The organism is Winogradskyella helgolandensis (assembly GCF_013404085.1).
In the GTDB taxonomy this organism is placed as follows: domain Bacteria; phylum Bacteroidota; class Bacteroidia; order Flavobacteriales; family Flavobacteriaceae; genus Winogradskyella; species Winogradskyella helgolandensis.
In genome coordinates, this window is sequence record NZ_JABFHO010000001.1 from 1631447 (window position 1) to 1650100 (window position 18654).

The following is an 18654-nucleotide window of genomic DNA, read 5'->3' on the forward strand; positions in this document are numbered from 1 at the left end:
AACGTAACCAATAATGCTATGCTTATATTTTCAATTATATTTATAGAAGATATATTTCAAATTTACCTTCAATAATTTAAAAATTCATTTGGTATAACAAAGATAATGTAATTTGGTTTGATTTTTGAAACGAATAAAACATGATATTGATTTCGAAATATATAGTGCCTAGAGGTTATTTAGGAATAACGATTTTTCCGTTTATGTTTTTAAGATCTAAAGATTTAAAAGGAAATGGTGTACTTGTAAATCATGAAAAAATTCATTTGAGACAACAAGTTGAACTGTTTATTATTCCATTCTATATCCTTTATGCACTTGAATTTTTAATTCGATTAATTCAATATAAAAACTGGCAACTAGCTTATAGAAATATTTCTTTTGAACGTGAAGCTTATAAAAACGAAAAAGACCTTGACTATTTAAAATCAAGGTCTTTATGGCAATTTATTAGTTATATTAATCGCTAGTTTTTTAAAATGATTTTTTGAGATTTTGATCGTCCATGTATTAATGTTGCTTTTACAATATAAGTCCCATCTGATAAGTTATGGTTTTTTAATATGAATTCAGTGTCGGTAATAGCGCTCTTACTAAATAATACACGCCCCAAAAGATCGTAAATAATAACGGATTCTATTGGGCTTTGCTCTGACATTACTTTAATATAACTATGATTAGGAGCTAGGATGTTTAAGCTACTTAATTCAAAATCTGACATACTTAATACTTCAACAGTATATCTTAAGATAAATCTATCGTTATAGCTTCCGGCATCACTACTGAAACTATAAGGTGATACTCTTAGATTATGAATTGTATTGGTATAAGTATCTTCAATATAGATTGATTGATTGGTAGTGTTAAATAACCCATCAAGTGTATTTATGGCAATAGTGTAATTTCCACTTGAAGAAATTTCAATTCCTAAAGGAACTAAATCTGAATCGTTAAATGGCGTTGATCGTCCTTGAATAGCCATTTCTTCAGTGTATATCAAAGAGTAGAAGCGATTACTTGTTCCACTTAATTCAAACCCATCATAAATTCTGTCGAAATTATTCGTGGCATTGTCAATATAGCCTACTAAAATGGAATTTGCCTTATTATTTGGTGCGATAAGATCTAGCCAGATTCGGTGTTTTTCGATAACATCTTGACTGGAGTTTTCTGTGCTTCTGTAAAATTCATTATTATCAATTGGCACTATTCCAGAGTTGAGACGCATATTGTTATTAAAAGATACATTGGAAGGTGATGGTGCATCGTGATCCATGAGTACAAAGAAAGCTTGTCCAGCTCCAATATTGCCGTTAAATCCAGATGGATTTGAGCCCGTACTATTATAACCAATATAGTCATTAGCGTTATAGTTGTAGGCATAATCTCCATAAAAGGGGTCAGTTGCTGAACTTGGGGTCGATTGATGACGCCATAAATAGACTGTTCCAAATATTGTTGGAGTATTTATATCACCAGTATCATCCAAAATACTAGCATTTTGTGTAATAAATGCATCGGCAGAAATTCCTGATGGGTAGGGGTTTCCAATTAAGTTCCAATTATCATCTAGTGCGGTTGCCATAGTATTTCCCGCGCCATCATAATCAGGACCAGAATAACCTCCATGTACAATTGTAACCTGATAGGCTCCATTTCTAGGAACACCTCTAAATTCTACTGTATTCGTTGCGATAGCAGTTTCTGGGTTGGTACCAGAAACGCCACGAATAATATAGCCTTTACCTGGTTGCATAACCTCGGTAGTCGCTTGCCAATCTCCATAATTGCCATCACCATTACCTGGTACGGTTGGTATCCAATTGTATCTTGAATTTGAGCCTGGTGACACGTCAGCGACGTTAAAATTCGCGACAGGTGACGACCAATAGACGTAATCTTGAGGGTTTAAACTTGAAACCGTGCGTTGCATTTGAATATTGCCAGAATTAGTGATGCCTGAATTGGTTATTTGAACTAAGTTTGAACCATTTCTCAATATGACTTTTCCGTCTGTTTCAATAACAACAGCGTCGGTAACAATTAAATTAGCATATTGTTGTAGCTCTAAATAACCATCATCTCTAACGTTTAATGATCTTAGTTGTGCTGGAGGCGGTGGAGTTGGTGGTGTTCCTAAAACGATAGGTGAGTTGTTATTGGAGGTAACTAAATCGGGAATGATTACACAGTTTTCATCGGTAGGGATACCACTTGGCGTCCAGTTGTCGTCATCGTACCAATCTGTACTTTGTGAGCCATTCCAGGTTTTTTTATTATTTATAATTGCTACGGTATCTGTACAGCTATTGATGTCTGTTGCTGTATATGTTTGTGTATCCATTGGTGCTGCGTAAACGATTTCAGAATATGTATTTGAAATGTATGGTGTGCTTAAACTAACATCGGTATACAACCCTTCAGCAGGTGACCAAGTGATTTGTGGAGGTGTCGTGGTGCCGGGTACTGTTAGTGAAATATCGTCTATATACCAATTGCTGAGACCAAATGGTCTGCCACTTAATATAAAACGAATACGCAAACTGGTACCCGATAAAGCAGATAGATCGCTATTACGTAGAACGATATTACGAGTTTCTTGACTAATATTATTAGAAACAGAGTTTATTCTATATTGGTTAGTCCAGCCTCCGTTGTCTAAATTTGTTTGTATTGCTACTGAATAGTTGTATGAGTTATTATAGTGTGATAAATATTGTTTCAAGCTTAATTGTAGGTCGGTTTGGCCACTAATATCTATTGCAGGTGTGGTTAATGTCCTAGTTCCACTGGCAGTTGTGCTAGAGCCTCCATTTAATCTTGCTTCGTATGGAGTGCCTCCTGCATATGATGAATTTGTAATACTCCAAGCTCCTCCGTTTCCATTATTTATTGTCCAACCGGTTGGTAATCCAGGTCCATCAAAATCTTCTGAAAAAATATAGATTGGAGTATAGGTTGCCGTTGCATTGGTGGTGAGTTCTGTATAATTGAGCGTACAGTCATCTGCGCCTATTGGGTAGATGGTATCTGTGATAATTAAATCACAAGAGCTCTCGCAAGTTATATTAGCTGCCCAGCCAGATCTTATTCCTGAAAAATCACTATCAAAAACAAAGGTTAAGGCTCCTGAAGTGTCGCTAGATGCAAATGGGCCTGGTGTGGTGGTTCCGGAAAACTCTCCAAGTAATGGGTATGTTTCGTCAGGACCATCGTATACAGAAAGGTAATCATAGCCTGATTCTGTATTGAAAGCTGTAAATGTAGCGACGACATAATCTCCAGGGTTGTCAGGAAAGAATGTGGATGTTTCTGTTTCATTTGTAGAATAATTTTCACTTGCACCGCCAGAGTCATAAAATGTAGTGCCGCAAGAAGGAGGGGGTACACAGGTGATATCTGCAGCCCAGCCACTATTTTGAACAGAGCCATTACTGGTAAAAACAAAGGTCAGTGCACCTGTGCTTAAGTCGGAAGACGTAAACGTTCCAGGTAGTGTTGATCCCGAAAAGGTGCCTAATATAGGATATGAGTCATCAGGACCATCATAAATACTTAATTCATCAATGCCGTTTTCGGTGTTAAATGCTGTAAAAGTGATACTAATTAAGTCTCCAGGAGTTTCTGGGTAATAGGTGGTTGTTTCTGTTTCGTTAGCTGAATAATTGCCGCCAGATCCACCATTATCGTAGACTGTAGTGCCACAGATCGGAGTAAAACATGTAATATTAGCTGACCAACCACTGTAATTTACTAGGTAGTCACTTTCAAAAACAAAAGTTAATGCTCCTGAGGAATCTGTTGATGTAAGCGGACCTGGTATGGTGCTACCTGAAAATGTTCCTAATGAAGGAAAAGTATCATTTGGTCCATTATAAACAGTTAATTCATCATAACTTGTTTCAGTGTCAAATGCTGTAAATGTAGCTACTACATAATCGCCTGGTGTATCAGGGTAAAATGTCGTGGTTTCGTCTTCGGAGTCAGAGTAATTACCACTTGAACCGCCACTATCATAAAATGTACTGCCGCAAACTAAAGGAGGCGTATAAGGTGCGCATGATATACTTGCTGTCCAACCGCTATATTCAACAGAACCATCACTATCAAATACAAAGGTTAGCGCTCCAGATGCATCTGTGGATGTAAAGGGGCCAGGAATTGTTGTGCCATAGAACACTCCAAGTAATGGGTAGCTGTCATCCGGACCATCATAAACGTAAAGGTCATCTATGAATTCAGTATGAAATGCTGTAAACGTAGCGGTAACCGCATCTCCAGGTATGTCGGGAGAGAAAGTTGTAGTTTCTAATTCATTAGAGATATAATCTTCAGTTGGTCCTCCACTGTCATAAAATATACTGCCACAAGTAGGTGGGTGGTAACAAGAGATGTCTGCAGCCCAACCACTACTTTGTATAGTGTTATTACTCGTAAATACAAATGTTAGTGCGCCAGACAAGTCCGTAGACGTAAAAGGACCAGGTAATGATGTGCCAGAATAGTTTCCGATTAAAGGATATGTGGTATTTGGGCCATTATAAACAGCTAAAACATCATTACCACTTTCGGTGTCAAATGCAGTAAAGGTCACTGTAACAATATCTCCAGGCGTATCTGCAAAAATATTTAGGACTTGCGATTCATTCGCAACATAGTTTCCGGTTGCACCTCCATTGTCATAAAATGTTTCACCACAAGTTGGTGGTGCTGGTGGTGGATCGCAGGTTATATCTGCTTCCCAGCCAGCACCAACGTTGGTGTCTCCATCGCTTATAAAATCAAAAGTTATCGCTCCTGTAGGATTTCCTGCGACATACGAAGTAAAAATAGCTGGTAGACTAGTCACTGTACCCAAAATAGGGTAACTATTATTAGGGCCATTGTATGCCGTTAAAACATCTCCTGCGTCCGGAATGTCAACAACTGTAAAATCTACGGTTACCGTTCCTCCTGCAAAATAAGGTGTTATAGTTGTGGTTTCGTCTCCTGCATAATCACCAGTTGCGCCACCTAAATCAAAATATTCATTACCACATACGGGTAAGTTTAAGCATGTTGTTGTTCCTGTTCCTCCACTTTGTTGAAAGTTAATGATTCCTTCAGCACTATCATAATTCGTAATTAAAACCACATAGATTTGACCAGGCAACGCGTTTAAGATTGTCATGGTTTCTGTTGGCGATGGGTCATAACTACAATCTGTTATATAGTCTGTTGCATATGGGTAAAATGCAGGGTTTGTAGTGTTATTAGGGCATGAAGCACAGTCTGTATAAGAAATATTGGTATTTGCATCATTAATATCTGTAAAAGGACCCCAAGCAATAAAGTCGACATCAATGGGGTTGCTGGAAAGGTCTTCTTGATCTATATCAAAATATAAATCACCGGGTTGGTCAGCTACGAGATAGAAATAACTAGCATTGGGTATAGAGAATAAGCAGCCAACAGATGTAGAATTTGTTCCGCCATAAACATTATTAAATGATAAGGATGAATTTCCCGAACAAAATTGTTCGGCACTTAAAATATCTGTTCCTTGGGAGAATGATAAATTAATAAAAATAAAAAGTATAAGAGAGGGTAGTGTTTTTTTCATATGGACATAATTATGAGCTATTAGTGTTTACAGAAAACTAACGAATTGCCATTCGGTTTTCGTTTCGCAGTTGGTATTAGAATCATGCATTACAACTTGCCATTTAAAGCACTTAGCATTTAGGTCGGTTAGAGTTAATTGTTGTTTGCCTATACTGTTTTTGGAAACATTTAAAATTTTAAATTCTTTTACTTCGGAGCGTAGTTTGCCATCTAAACCTTTCCAGCAGCTGTTAAGTGGCTGTACAATTAAAGTCACTTTTAGGTGTTCTTTGTTTGGGGTTTTAGAGAAATCCCATGAAATTATGGCTGTACTAGTTGGTTGATTTTCGTTTGGAACAACTTTACTGTCTATGGTGTAATTTTGAACACAGCGGTTGGTGTCTGATGTAGGTTGTTGACCAAGTAATGGTGAGGATATAAAAAGCAGGAATGCATAAAATAAAGTTCTAATCATAAATCTATATTATTGAATGAGGTTGCAATACAAATGTTAAAAATGAATTTAACAATGTAGGTAATTGGTAAATATAGATTTGGGGAGATTTGATTTTAAAAGTAAGAAAAAATCTAGATTTTAACGTTTTATTAAAATTTTTGTTAGTGTTTTAGTTAAAATGATGAAAAAATCGGATGTAATTAATATTGAGCCATGTGATTAGGTCTTTTTGAAACGTGTATTTCCTAATTACGATTACTATTTTTTAGTGATATTCGCCAATCTTTGATATGTAAATTGTTTAATACATGTTTTGTCAATTTAAATAAGCGCTAAATGTATTTTTTTGCATTATGATATTACATTATTAAAAAAATCAAAAACGGTTACTTATTTTTACAATAAAAAGAATTTGCTTCAGAATCTTATCCATAATCAGACTATTAGTATTCAGAATTCTTCGATTGAAATAACGATTAAGCGCGAAGATTTAATCCATCCCTTTATTTCAGGGAATAAGTATCGTAAATTAAAGTACAACATTCAGCAGGCAAAAGCTGATCATTCAAAATCTATATTAACTTTTGGAGGAGCGTTTTCAAATCATATCGCTGCCGTCGCTTTTGCAGGGAAAGAATATGGTTTTAATACTATTGGAATTATTCGTGGTGAAGAGTTAAGCTTAAAAAATGAACTTAATCCAACATTACAATTTGCTCAATCGTGTGGTATGCGATTTAAGTTTATTTCGAGAGGAGATTATAGAGCGAAAACGAATCAAGAATTTTTAGATAATTTAAAATCTGAATTTGGTGATTTTTATTTGTTACCTGAAGGCGGTACAAATGATTTAGCCGTTAAAGGTTGTGAAGAAATTTTGCAAACAGAGGATTCTAAGTTTAATTATATCTGTTGTCCAGTAGGAACGGGAGGGACTATTTCAGGATTGATTAATGCTTCTCAAAACCATCAGAAAATATTAGGTTTTCCGGCTTTAAAAGGTGATTTTTTACAAGAAGATATTCGTAAATTTGCAAATCAAGATAATTGGAAATTAATTACAGATTATCATTTTGGTGGTTATGGTAAAATAAAGCCTGAGTTGATTTCGTTTATCAATATGTTTAAGAAAGATTATAATATTCCGTTAGATCCAATTTATACAGGTAAAATGTTATTTGGAATATTTGATTTGATTACACTTGGTGTTTTTCCATCAGATTCGAAAATACTAGCCATTCATACAGGCGGTTTGCAGGGTGTTGCGGGTGTTAATGCTATGTTGAAACGTAAAAAATGCCCTTTAATTGAAGTATAAAACATGAAGTTTAGATATTTAATTTTATTAGTAGCTGTATTGGCAATGAGTTGTGGTCCTAAAAAAGGTATCGTAACCAAGAAGAAGCGAAGTAGCACTAATGAAACAGTTGTCGTTAAAGACAGAAAAGAGGAAGTTAAAACGACAGATACAAATTCGGCAGTTGTAAAGGAGAATAAAGCTCCAAGTAGTGTTGAGGTTTATATTGATTTATATGCTGAAATTTCCAAAAACAAAATGCGGACTCATAAAATTCCAGCGAGTATTACTTTGGCTCAGGGTATTTTAGAATCTGGTGTTGGTAAAGGTCGTTTAGCGGTTAAGGCCAATAATCATTTTGGAATTAAATGTCACGGTTGGACAGGTGCTAAGATTTATCATGATGATGACCGTTCGCAAGAATGTTTTAGAAAATATCCTAAGGCTGAAATGTCTTATGAAGATCATTCTGAGTTTTTAACAGGGAGAAAGCGTTATGCTGGTTTATTTGAACTTAAGCCAGATGATTATAAAGGTTGGGCAAAAGGATTAAGAGCTGCAGGTTATGCAACTGATAGAAAGTATCCGGATAAATTAATTAGTTTAATTGAGCGTTATGAACTGCATAAATATGATGATGAAGTTCTTAATGGTACAACAACCAAATCAACTCGAAAATCGACCACAATCATAGAAGGCACAAAAAAGGATGCTCCTAAAAAGCATCTCGTGACTAAAGGTGATACGTTGTATTCGCTTTCAAGATTATATAAAACTACAGTTGAAGCTATTAAAGCCGAAAACAATTTAAAATCGAATGACCTAACTATAGGTCAAGAACTTATTATTTCAAATTAATTTATGTTATATCAAAGAAGTAGTGCTTTATTTAAAGAGGCTCAAAAGGTTATTCCAGGCGGAGTAAATTCGCCAGTTAGAGCATTTAATGCCGTAGGAGGTACGCCAATTTTTGCTAAGTCAGCAAAAGGAGCTTATGTATATGATGAAGATGGAAATCGTTTTATAGATTATATAAATTCTTGGGGACCAATGTTGCTTGGGCATGCATTTCCTCCAGTGGTTGATGCTGTTATTGAAAAGGCAAAACAAGGGACATCCTTTGGAATGCCTACTGCTATTGAAACCGAGATAGCAGAATTAGCAGTTTCTATGGTGCCAAATATTGATAAAATTCGGTTTGTAAACTCTGGTACTGAGGCGTGTATGAGTGCTATTAGATTGGCAAGAGGGTTTACAAATAAAGATAAAATTATAAAATTTGCAGGGTGTTATCATGGTCACAGTGATTCGTTTTTAATCGCAGCAGGAAGTGGAGCAATTACATTTGGAACTCCCAATAGTCCTGGTGTCACAAAAGGAACTGCAAAAGATACACTTTTAGCAACCTTTAATGATCTTGAAAATGTAAGGGAGCTTGTAAAATCTAATGAAGGTACCATCGCAGCAATTATTATTGAGCCTGTAGCAGGTAACATGGGTTGTATTCCTCCATTAGAAGGATTTCTTGAAGGCTTGAGAACATTGTGTGATGCCAATGATATCTTATTGATTTTTGATGAGGTAATGACAGGTTTTAGATTGGCTAAAGGTGGAGTGCAAGAGCTTAAAGGTGTTGATGCAGATATTGTGTGTTTTGGTAAAGTAGTTGGTGGAGGTTTGCCGGTTGGTGCTTTTGCAGCAAGAGATGAAATTATGAATTATTTAGCTCCAATTGGACCCGTTTATCAAGCAGGAACGTTGAGTGGAAATCCACTAGCAATGGCTGCTGGTTTAGCTATGCTTAAAACTATCCATGCTGATAAAGGTTTAATGAATAGGCTAGAGGAGAAAACAAAATATCTTCATAATGGTATTGCTGATGCGCTTAATAAGAATGGTATAGCGCATACAATCAATAGAATAGGATCTATGATTTCAGTCCATTTTTCAGAAGATGCTGTTGTAGATTTTGATTCTGCTGCCAAAGGAAATAATGACACTTTTAAAAAGTTCTTTCATGGTATGCTAAGTAAAGGTATTTATATTGCTCCAAGTGCTTTTGAAACTTGGTTTATAACAGATGCATTAAGTTATGAAGATTTAAACGAAACAATAGCAGCTGTAGAGGAAATAGCAAAAGATTTGTAAATAAAAAAGTCTCGCACATTGCGAGACTTTTTATATATAAAGTAGTTTATTTAGCTTCTTTGAAAATTCAAATAACGTTCATATTGTTCTTCACTTAAAATGGTTTTCATTCTAGTTTCCAATTGCGCGCTTATAGCTTCTAATTTTTTTGCTGTTCCTTCTTCAACTACATTTTGTTTTTCAATAATATAATTGGCTTGAATAAATTCTTGTTGTGCTTCATAAATTTGATCTCTCTGATTGTTATCAAATTTAACGAACTTTCTTAAGGCTTCAGTCGTTTCAGCTGCTTTAGAATTTACAGTTTTTGTCATTTCTAATTTACTGTTTTGAGCTACAGCGGTTTGAGTCCCAAGAAATAGTGCGAATACAAATAAGCAAAGTGTAATTATCTTCTTCATTATGGATTAATTATTTAAAATTGGACACTAATGTAACAATTTTATTCAATAAAATGAAAAAGTATCGCCTAAGCGATACTTTTTATTTTTAAAATGCTTTTAGAAGACTTATTTTCTATCGTCTTGTTTGTCACGTTTTCTATCTTGATTTTTATTACGATCTCCTCTTTTTTTATGTTCTCTAGGCTTCATTTTTTCAAACTTAGCATATTGTTCTGCATTTAAGATCGACTTCATTTCACGCTTCATTTCAATCTGCTGATCTAATCTCGTATTTTGCATTTTGATCATTTCTTCTTGAGAAGGCTTTTCTTTTTTCTCACCTTCTACTACTGTACGATTTTTTCTTAAACCTTCATTAGCTTTAGCTTCTTTTAAAATCAGTGCGTGTACATCTTTTTGTTGTGCTACAGTTAAATCTAATTTTAAAGTCAATTTTTTCGATTTCAAATCAGCAATGTCATTAGGTGTCATTTGCATTCTTGATTCTGACCTGTCTTTGCGATCTGATGTTCTTTCTTTTTTCTGTGCCATTCCATTTATTGTAAATAGAGCTAGGGCAATTACTAATAATTTTTTCATGTCTTTTAAGTTTTATGTTATACTTGTTTAGACCTAAGGTTATTAGATTGGTTTAACTACGACTTGGGTTTTAACAAGAATTTTAACATTTACTATAATTCTACTAATTTGAGTGTTGTTTGATATAAATTGCCTTTTTCAACCTTATTTTTTAGCCATGCATAGAAGCTAATTATAAATATGTCTTCTGTGTTTACGGTAGTCCATTCAAATGATAGTTCTAATTTGTTTCTGAATTCTAGTGTGCTTATGCTTTCTGGTTTTGTGTAATAGTGCTCAGCAAATTTTATAAAAGTTAGAATTCGGATTTGCCCAATTTGCTTCAAGTATTTTGTGTAACGACGTCTAAAACTTTTTAATCGTGAATAAAATAAATCATCTTCTTGTAATTCTATATATAATAGAAGTTCGGCAACATTTTTTTTAATGACCCAGTCTATACCGGCTTTTTCGGTATACCATTGATCGGTATGATAGAATTTTGCTGAAATGGACTTTGCTTTTTTAAAGTCTTCGTTCTGAAAGTAGAACATAAAGCAGGCTAAATGTACATCTAATAGGGTTTCTATGTCATGATGTTTGATGTTTATAATACGTTCTAAAAGTGAAATCGCTTTATTTTGGAGGTTGCTATAGTTGAGGTTTAAAGCTTCAAGCAGTGTTTTCTTTAATATGAAAGATTTATAATACGTGCTTTTTTTAAGTAGCATCAGCTGGTCCATTTCTTGGATATATTGTAGAGAGGCTTCAAATTTTTTATTTCTGAAAAGCGTGTTGGCAATGATGTAAACGATCTGAATTTGATAATATAATTGTTTATCGGTTTCCTTTTTCTGTATTAAGATATCATACGTCTTCATGACGAAACTTTCAATGGTATAATATTTATTTGTGACTAAAGCCGAAATATTAGCGATGGCTAAAATCTGATATAAGGATTTAAACGAAAGAGAGGTGTTTATTTCAATATGATGTTCTTTTAACAGACTTTCAAGTTCATATTCAAAATCTATAACGGTGCCTTTGTAGGTGACCTCGTTTAAAACACATTTTAGTTTAGCATAAACCATATTAAGTCGGTCTTCTAATTGGTGTTTTTTCTGATTGCTTTTTTGTTTAATTATTAAATCTTCTAAATCTATTTTGGGGTAATTTGAAGCGTATTGAATTTTAGTATGATAAATTTCATTCAGTATTCCAAACAGTAAATATTCATCTGCTAGCCGTTCTGCTTTGTCTAAAATCTTATAGGCAATACTGTAATTATTCTGAAGTAAAAATGTGCGTGATGCTAAAATGTATTTAATAATCTGCATGTCTACGGAATTCTCATCTTCAAGATTTTTGTTGGCTGTAAAATCAATTAAAGCTTGGAACAAGCGTTTTCTAAGTGCATGATACGCATTGCTGTTTTCTACATTATATAACTGTTTGCAAATGGCTTTAGAATCGTCATTAGAATTGGCAAGTAATTTAAAAAGTTGAATGTTCTTAGTGTCCTTCCGTTTATTCTTTTGTTGTAGGTAACTCACAAATTTCTGATGGTCTTCATTCGTAAGAGTGTCAATTATTGATTTAATTCCTGTCATTTAAACGTCAGTATAAAGTGTTATGATGTAATAAATATAGTCTTATTTTAGTAATTTTTATAAAATATATCGTCAGTATTGTTGCAATAGTGTCTTTCGAGATCTTGTCTTTTGTTGGAGATTTGACTCATAATCATTAAAACTAAATAGTATGAATTATCAAACAACAGTATCGTTAAAAGACGAGGAAAAGGTAAGTTCAAAAAAGAAAGAACAGAAGGTGTTTAACCATAAGCCAACTCCGGCATTTATAGGAGCCTCTTGGACAGCATTGCTTATTGGGATGGTTGCTTATTGTATTGGACTATGGAATGCAGGAATGGAGCTCAACGAAAAAGGCTATTATTTTACTATTCTCTTATTTGGTTTGTTCTCAGTTATATCTGTGCAAAAAGCCGTTAGAGATAAACTCGAAAACATTCAAGTCACCGAAATGTATTATGGTATCAGTTGGTTCACTTCCATAGCAGCCATCGTTTTATTAGCTATAGGATTATGGAACGCAGATTTGGAATTAAGTGAAAAAGGGTTTTACGCCATGTCTTTTACCTTAAGTTTATTCTCGGCAATTGCCGTTCAAAAGAATACAAGAGATGTCGCGTATATTAATAATATATTAGAAACTAAAGAGGAGGACGATTAGTTTTGATGATAGGTTAGTTAGTGACCTAAAACCTCATAGCTTTATAAAAGGCTGTGAGGTTTTTAAAATGTTTTAGAATTGAGTTTAAGTCATTGGTTATTTTTATATTTCGAAAGACGATGAAAATGCTTTTTTATTATTAAATGTTAAGATAAATGGATGAGGCCATTAAAGTAAACCTAAAAAGAAGTCTTAAAAAGTTCGTAATCGCACTTTTTAGCATATTTGTTATGATAGGATCTGCACTTTATTTTTTTCAGGAAAAGTTATTATTTTTTCCGAGTACTTTAAAGAAAAATTATCAATATCAGTTTCAATATGAGTTTGAAGAATTATTTCTCAAAACAGATAAAAATGCCATTATAAATGCACTTCATTTTAAGGTTGAAAGTCCAAAAGGAGTGATACTTTATTTTCATGGTAATGCGGGCGATTTAAGTCGTTGGGGAACTGTAGCTGAATATTTTGTGGCTCAGGATTACGATGTTCTTATTATGGATTACAGAACCTATGGAAAAAGTATTGGTAAGTTAAGTGAAGACGCTATTTATAATGATGCTCAGTATTGTTACGATTATCTTTTAAAACAATATTCTAAAGATGAAATTACAGTATATGGAAGGTCTTTAGGCACAGGAATTGCGTCTTATGTGGCGTCAAAAAACAATCCCAAACAGCTTATTTTAGAAACTCCTTATTTTAGTATTTTGGATGTTGCCAAAGATCGATTTCCAATTTTACCTGTAAAACAATTGCTAAAGTATCAGTTTCCTACGTATCAATTTTTACCAAAAGCAACCTGTCCGATTACAATTATTCACGGTACTGCAGACGCTGTAGTTCCTTATGCTTCTGGAGAAAAGCTTTTAGAATTGAATATTGAAAACTTGAATTTTATTACTGTTGAAGATGCTGGTCATAATAATTTGATTGAGTTTGAAGCCTACCACTCAATAATTAATACCATTTTGAAATAAAAAAGGCCTCAATATCAATTGAAGCCTTCTTTAAAATGTTTGTTAGTTGCGTTTACTTAGGATCTAAAATTAGATTAATACGCTCAATAGCATCAGCTATATGTATTCTACTCATGGTATCTCCTCCACGAGCTGAACGTAATTGGCTACGTAACGATGTTAACTCCGCTCTTACAACCGCTCTAATATCAGATTGGCTCGTATTAACAGGAGTCACTTTTACGTAAGGACTAGAACGTCTTCCTGCTGTTTGATTTTCTGCAGTCATTAAATACTCTAATCTATCAATATGAGCACGTTGTAAATTACGTCTGTAAGTATCAATTTTCTTACCTGTACGTAATTCACTCCAAACCCCTTTACGTAAATCGCTCATCATATCTGTTAATGCATAGGCATTGCTATCGTAAGTGTTAGCTTCGATAAGACGTTGCATTTTACCTAAACTCATGATGTTGTTCAGTGTTCTAGATTGCATTGCTCTTACACGTTCAACAGAACCTGTAAATTCAATACGGTCAAAAATATTTTTATCTAATAACCATTCTGGAGTTTCAAATAAATTTTCTTGAATAAAAGCTAATGCTTTTTTCTGGTGATCTTTTGGTACAGCCGTATAAACAGCACCTTCTTGGTCAGCAGCTTTGTAATTTTCGTATACACCACCAATGTTATTAGAAACATGTCCCATATAACGGTTAAACTGTGATATTACATGACCATACATTTCGTCTAAATCATCATAGCCTTCACCAGCTTCAGTAGTCCATTCAATTAAGTTTGGTACAATACGCTTAAGGTTTTTAATTCCATATTCACTAGCTAACATGGCATCATCACCTAAATCTTCCGTTTGAGAACTAGGATCAACTACATCACCGGCTTGTTGATGACCAAAACGGTACATTGGGTCACCAGCGTGTTTCATAATCCATTCGTTAAGAATTGGCTTTTCTTCTTCAGCAGTTTTGTCTAAGATTGGTCTATAACCCCAAGAAATCGCATACTTATCGTAAGTTCCGATATCTGGCATTAAGGCCACACCTTCATCTCCTGGTTGTGCGATATAATTAAAACGCGCATAATCCATAATAGATGGTGCCGTTCCGAATTCTTTAGTGAATGCTGCATCACGTAATTTTTCAACCGGATAAGCAACACTAGATCCCATATTATGAGGTAAACCTAAGGTGTGTCCAACTTCGTGAGACGATACAAAACGAATTAAGCGTCCCATAACTTCATCTTTAAATTGTGGGCTTTGTGCTTCTGGATTAATAGCGGCTGTTTGTACAAAGAACCAACCACGTAATAAAGACATTACATTATGATACCAGTTGATATCACTTTCTAAAATTTCACCTGTTCTTGGATCACTAACGTGTGGGCCATTAGCGTTAGGAATTGGAGATGCTAAATAACGTACTACTGAATAACGTGCGTCTTCAGGACTCCATTCTGGATCTTCTTCAACTGTTGGTGGTTCTTTAGCAATAATAGCATCTTTAAAACCTGCAGCTTCAAAAGCGACTTGCCAATCTTCAATACCTTGTTTGATATATTTTTTCCATTGTTCAGGTGTTGCTCTATCAACGTAGTATACAATTTGTTTTTTAGGAACAACTAATTCACCACGCTTAAATTTTTCAATATCTTCATCTTTAACTTCTAATCTCCAACGATCTAGAAATTCTACGGATTTACTTTTTTGATCTTTTAATCCGTAATCTGTTTGGTTACTTGTAAACCAACCTACGCGCTCATCAAAATAGCGACGTTTCATTGGAACGTCTGGTAACAAGATCATAGAATTGCTCATTTCGACAGAAATGCTTCCTGTACTTGAGTTTGAAGGAGGATTGCCAGCGGCATATGTTTTTACGTGACGAGATTCAATATTTCTTGGGTAACTTTTTACCGATTCAATAAACGACTTATCACTTTCAATACGTGAAATTTTATAAGATGTTCTGCTACGTTGCGGAATACCTAAAGGTTTTACATCTTTTTCAAATAAAGGTGTTGCGTCAATAACAGTACTTGTAGAATCTTTACTAAACGCTGCAATAGGGAATGTGAATAAAACAGGTTCGAAATTAGAATTTACAACAGCTTCATTTACAGGAAGTGAATCTGAAGCAACAACATTGTAAGATACAACACGAAGTACAACCTTCTTGTCTCTTTTCTCCCAACGCAATACTTGTTCATTCATCTTTCCACCACCAAAACCAAGGCCAGATGCTGTTTTAGAAATACGCGTAACCATTAGCATTTCTCTATCAAAAAGAGAATCTGGTATTTCATAAAAGAATTTATCATCTACAGTGTGAACCGTAAATAAACCTGTATCACTTTTTGCATCTTTGGTGATGACTTTGTTGTAAGGCTTTGGATCATTTTTTCCAGGCTTTTTAGCTGAAGGTTTAGCCATTGCTGTGGCATCTTTACCTGATTTTCCTGCTTTTTTTGCGGTAGAGCAAGAAAATGCAATAAAGGCTGAAACTACAAGGAGTAGTTTAAGGGATACGTGTTTCAAAATTGTCGGTTTTTTTAAATTTCGTTGAAAATACGTATTCTATTAAGACTATGTTAATATCAAAACCGATTTTAGTATTTCTTTAACGGACTTATTCTAGCGTTTCTAGGTAAGATTGAATGAGCGCTACTCCTTCTGTATGCATCATTGAAGTTCCAATATAAGGCATGCTTAAGCCATCTAAATAGAATGATATTCTGTAATCAATACTAAAATTTTGCTGCACAATATCACTTTCGTCTAATGGAGTTTCATATGCAAGGTTTAAAGTAGATTCATCTTCACAAGACCCTCCGGGAATATGGCAATGTGCACAGTTAATATCCATGTAAGCTCTTGCTCTATTTTCTAAACTTTCATTTTCGTCTTCCCAATTTGGTAGGTTTCTTACGGAAGTACTAGTTGTTATACCCGTTAATTGTGAGTTTGCTATAAATTGTTCCAATTGGTTAATACCATTAATTTCAAAATTCATTGATCTTAATTTTGGACCAATTGGTATAATGTTTTCATTATTACCATGGCATGTAAAGCAATCTGTGTTTGATGGAATTTTATAGGTTGTGGAATTGCTGTTGCCTTCAGTATCAATCCAAGTAACAGGTAGTGAGCTGCCAACTAAATCTAAAATGGCATCGGTTTGTGCATCGTTCCATTTGTAATCTCCAGTTTCCCAAGCTCCATTCAATTTAATTAAAATACGCGTTTCAATGATTTTTCGTCCTAATGATACATCGCGTTCATCAAGATTGTAATAGAAGGTTTTTGCGATAACCGTATTGTCTGGGAAAATAGGTAACCCATCTCCATCATGTTCCATGCTTGTACCTTCTGGTAAAGCTATGATGCGTTGTTTATGAGCGTAATCTGAAAATAAGGTTGTGCTAAGGTTGTACTCAAATCCCTTCGAAGTAATGTTTAATTCGTTTAAATCACCTGAAAATAAATTCAATTCAGAAAGATTAGTTTTAAACTCTGGAACCACGTTAGGTGCTAAAGTTGTAACGCTAAAAATATTAGTGTATAAACTTGTATTATTAGTGCTACAAATGGTTTGAATATAGATGTCGTAAGTTGTATGAGCTAATAAACCAGTAATTTGGATACTTGTATCCGTTGTAGGAATCGTTATTCCACTACCTAGCGAAAACCCTGAAATACCATATTCTACTGTATAAGTTGCAGAAGTATTTGCAGTTTCCCAACTGATGGTAACAGAATTATCAGTTATTGAATTTGATGATATGTTTGTAACCGTATCGCAAACAGGAACCAAATCTTCATCGTCATTATTACATGAGAAAATAATACTCATGAATAAGAATAGCAAACACGTTTTTTTTAACATCTGGCTGATTTTCTAATTTATAGCTAGTTGCAATGTAATAAATTTTTTTTTGAACGATAATAAAGGTGATTTTGAAGTCTATTTTTAAAATAAAAAAGAATGAGCTGACCATATCATTTAATTTTAAACTCAGAAGATACAATCCCAAAGTATAGACATTTTAAAATTTAGATAAAACTTTGAATTGGCATTTCTAAAACGAATTTAGTTGAAGGTGTGGGTATTACTTAAATTCCGTAATAAGTAAAGCATGGTCGGAATCTGTGTAAAATTTCTTTTCTGTGCTGAGAATAGTTTGTTGTTTCTTTATCCAAATATGATCAATTTCTAACAAAGGCATTGGGTAAGGCCAGGTCGCTGAAAATCCCTTCTGAAAGTTACGTGCAGATGTATAATTGGTTTTAAAATGATTAAAATAAATACTTTCGTAAGGGGTATTAAAATCCCCTAGTATAATATCAATGTCGTGGTCTTCTAGGTATTTATAAATTTTGGTAAAGGCCTTTTTTTTATTGTGCCAAGGTTTTGCAAAAATGTCAACTATTATTACTTCAAACGTGTTTAAGCCTATTTCTACTTTTAAGTGATTGAGTTTATAATGGCGTTCTTCTTCAATATAATCAACGATTGTTATGCCTTTTTTGGCAACGACCATCATGTTTCCTTCTAAAAATTCAATATTATAATTGTGGAGTTCTTGTTTGAATTGGGAATTAAAATTATTGTCTTTATGTAAAACTTCAACAAAAAATAGAGCGTCTATACGTTGTGCTTCTAAAGTTTTCTTTAAAACGTCAATATTATAATCTTTTTGGTCAGCGATATTCCACAAAAATATTGAGTTAGTTGAATTAACATTACTGCTTTCAAAATTAATATATTGATTGTTAATCCAAATAAAAGACAGCAAACCAATCAACCCCAATAAGGTGAAACGGATACGTTTCTTGTTATAAAATAGTGCTATAAGTGGGAATATAGCTAAAATTAAAATAGGTACCGGAAATGCGTAAAATAGAATACCGGTAAGATAAAGGTGGTCTTTGAAACCGAAATGAATCAGTAACAAAAAAACATATCCTATTAAAAG

14 protein-coding genes are annotated in these 18654 nt (G+C 34.1%); 6 read left to right on the forward strand and 8 right to left on the reverse strand.

Going from position 1 to position 18654, the window contains the following annotated elements:
* Positions 1-140: 140 nt before the first annotated feature.
* Positions 141-470 carry a hypothetical protein gene (locus HM992_RS06680; RefSeq protein ID WP_178985796.1) on the forward strand — a complete coding sequence of 110 codons (330 nt, stop codon included), beginning with the start codon at positions 141-143 and terminating at the stop codon, positions 468-470.
* On the opposite strand, the gene HM992_RS06685 is transcribed toward HM992_RS06680, so the two are convergent.
* Positions 467-5602 (reverse strand): CUB domain-containing protein, encoded by a 5136-nt coding sequence (locus HM992_RS06685; protein WP_179319140.1) that lies wholly within the window; start codon positions 5600-5602, stop codon positions 467-469. The two genes, HM992_RS06680 and HM992_RS06685, sit on opposite strands and share 4 nt — an antisense overlap.
* Before the next feature lie 27 nt (positions 5603-5629).
* Positions 5630-6058: a hypothetical protein gene (locus HM992_RS06690; protein ID WP_179319141.1), complete on the reverse strand. Its 429-nt coding sequence runs from the start codon at positions 6056-6058 to the stop codon at positions 5630-5632.
* 394 nt (positions 6059-6452) lie between these two features.
* Between HM992_RS06690 and HM992_RS06695 the strand changes: the two genes are divergently transcribed.
* Genes HM992_RS06695 through hemL form a run of 3 tightly spaced genes read left to right on the forward strand, consistent with a single transcriptional unit; the run spans position 6453 to position 9485 of the window.
* Positions 6453-7358 carry a 1-aminocyclopropane-1-carboxylate deaminase/D-cysteine desulfhydrase gene (locus HM992_RS06695; protein WP_179321049.1) on the forward strand — a complete coding sequence of 302 codons (906 nt, stop codon included), beginning with the start codon at positions 6453-6455 and terminating at the stop codon, positions 7356-7358.
* Between the two features lie 3 nt (positions 7359-7361).
* Positions 7362-8195 (forward strand): glucosaminidase domain-containing protein, encoded by an 834-nt coding sequence (locus tag HM992_RS06700; protein ID WP_179319142.1) that lies wholly within the window; start codon positions 7362-7364, stop codon positions 8193-8195.
* A 3-nt stretch (positions 8196-8198) separates the two neighbouring features.
* Positions 8199-9485 (forward strand): glutamate-1-semialdehyde 2,1-aminomutase, encoded by a 1287-nt coding sequence (hemL, locus tag HM992_RS06705; RefSeq protein ID WP_179319143.1) that lies wholly within the window; start codon positions 8199-8201, stop codon positions 9483-9485.
* Positions 9486-9535: 50 nt separating this feature from the next.
* Here hemL and HM992_RS06710 read toward each other — a convergent pair whose 3' ends face one another.
* The 3 genes from HM992_RS06710 to HM992_RS06720 form a co-directional block, all read right to left on the reverse strand.
* Positions 9536-9886: a hypothetical protein gene (locus tag HM992_RS06710; protein ID WP_178985791.1), complete on the reverse strand. Its 351-nt coding sequence runs from the start codon at positions 9884-9886 to the stop codon at positions 9536-9538.
* 108 nt (positions 9887-9994) lie between these two features.
* The gene (locus HM992_RS06715; RefSeq protein ID WP_178985790.1) at positions 9995-10468 is read right to left on the reverse strand and encodes a hypothetical protein; all 474 of its coding nucleotides are present in this window, start codon (positions 10466-10468) and stop codon (positions 9995-9997) included.
* Positions 10469-10560: 92 nt separating this feature from the next.
* Positions 10561-12057, reverse strand: coding sequence for a hypothetical protein (locus HM992_RS06720; RefSeq protein ID WP_179319144.1), 1497 nt, complete (start codon positions 12055-12057; stop codon positions 10561-10563).
* 151 nt (positions 12058-12208) lie between these two features.
* Here HM992_RS06720 and yiaA point away from each other — a divergent pair, with 151 nt between their 5' ends.
* Together yiaA and HM992_RS06730 are read left to right on the forward strand one after the other, a co-directional pair.
* Entirely contained in the window at positions 12209-12700 is a 492-nt protein-coding gene (yiaA, locus tag HM992_RS06725) for an inner membrane protein YiaA (protein WP_179319145.1), read from the forward strand.
* Positions 12701-12930: 230 nt separating this feature from the next.
* Complete coding sequence (locus tag HM992_RS06730; RefSeq protein WP_229720457.1) at positions 12931-13677, forward strand: alpha/beta hydrolase; 747 nt, start codon at positions 12931-12933, stop codon at positions 13675-13677.
* Between the two features lie 52 nt (positions 13678-13729).
* Here the strand turns inward: HM992_RS06730 and HM992_RS06735 are convergent, their stop codons facing one another.
* The 3 genes from HM992_RS06735 to HM992_RS06745 form a co-directional block, all read right to left on the reverse strand.
* On the reverse strand, positions 13730-16219 hold the full coding sequence (locus HM992_RS06735; RefSeq protein WP_179321050.1) for a zinc-dependent metalloprotease: 2490 nt from the start codon (positions 16217-16219) through the stop codon (positions 13730-13732).
* Positions 16220-16307: 88 nt separating this feature from the next.
* Positions 16308-17546, reverse strand: coding sequence for a fibronectin type III domain-containing protein (locus HM992_RS06740; RefSeq protein ID WP_179319147.1), 1239 nt, complete (start codon positions 17544-17546; stop codon positions 16308-16310).
* A 241-nt stretch (positions 17547-17787) separates the two neighbouring features.
* The gene (locus tag HM992_RS06745) at positions 17788-18396 is read right to left on the reverse strand and encodes an endonuclease/exonuclease/phosphatase family protein (protein ID WP_179319148.1); all 609 of its coding nucleotides are present in this window, start codon (positions 18394-18396) and stop codon (positions 17788-17790) included.
* Between the last annotated feature and the right edge of the window lie 258 nt (positions 18397-18654).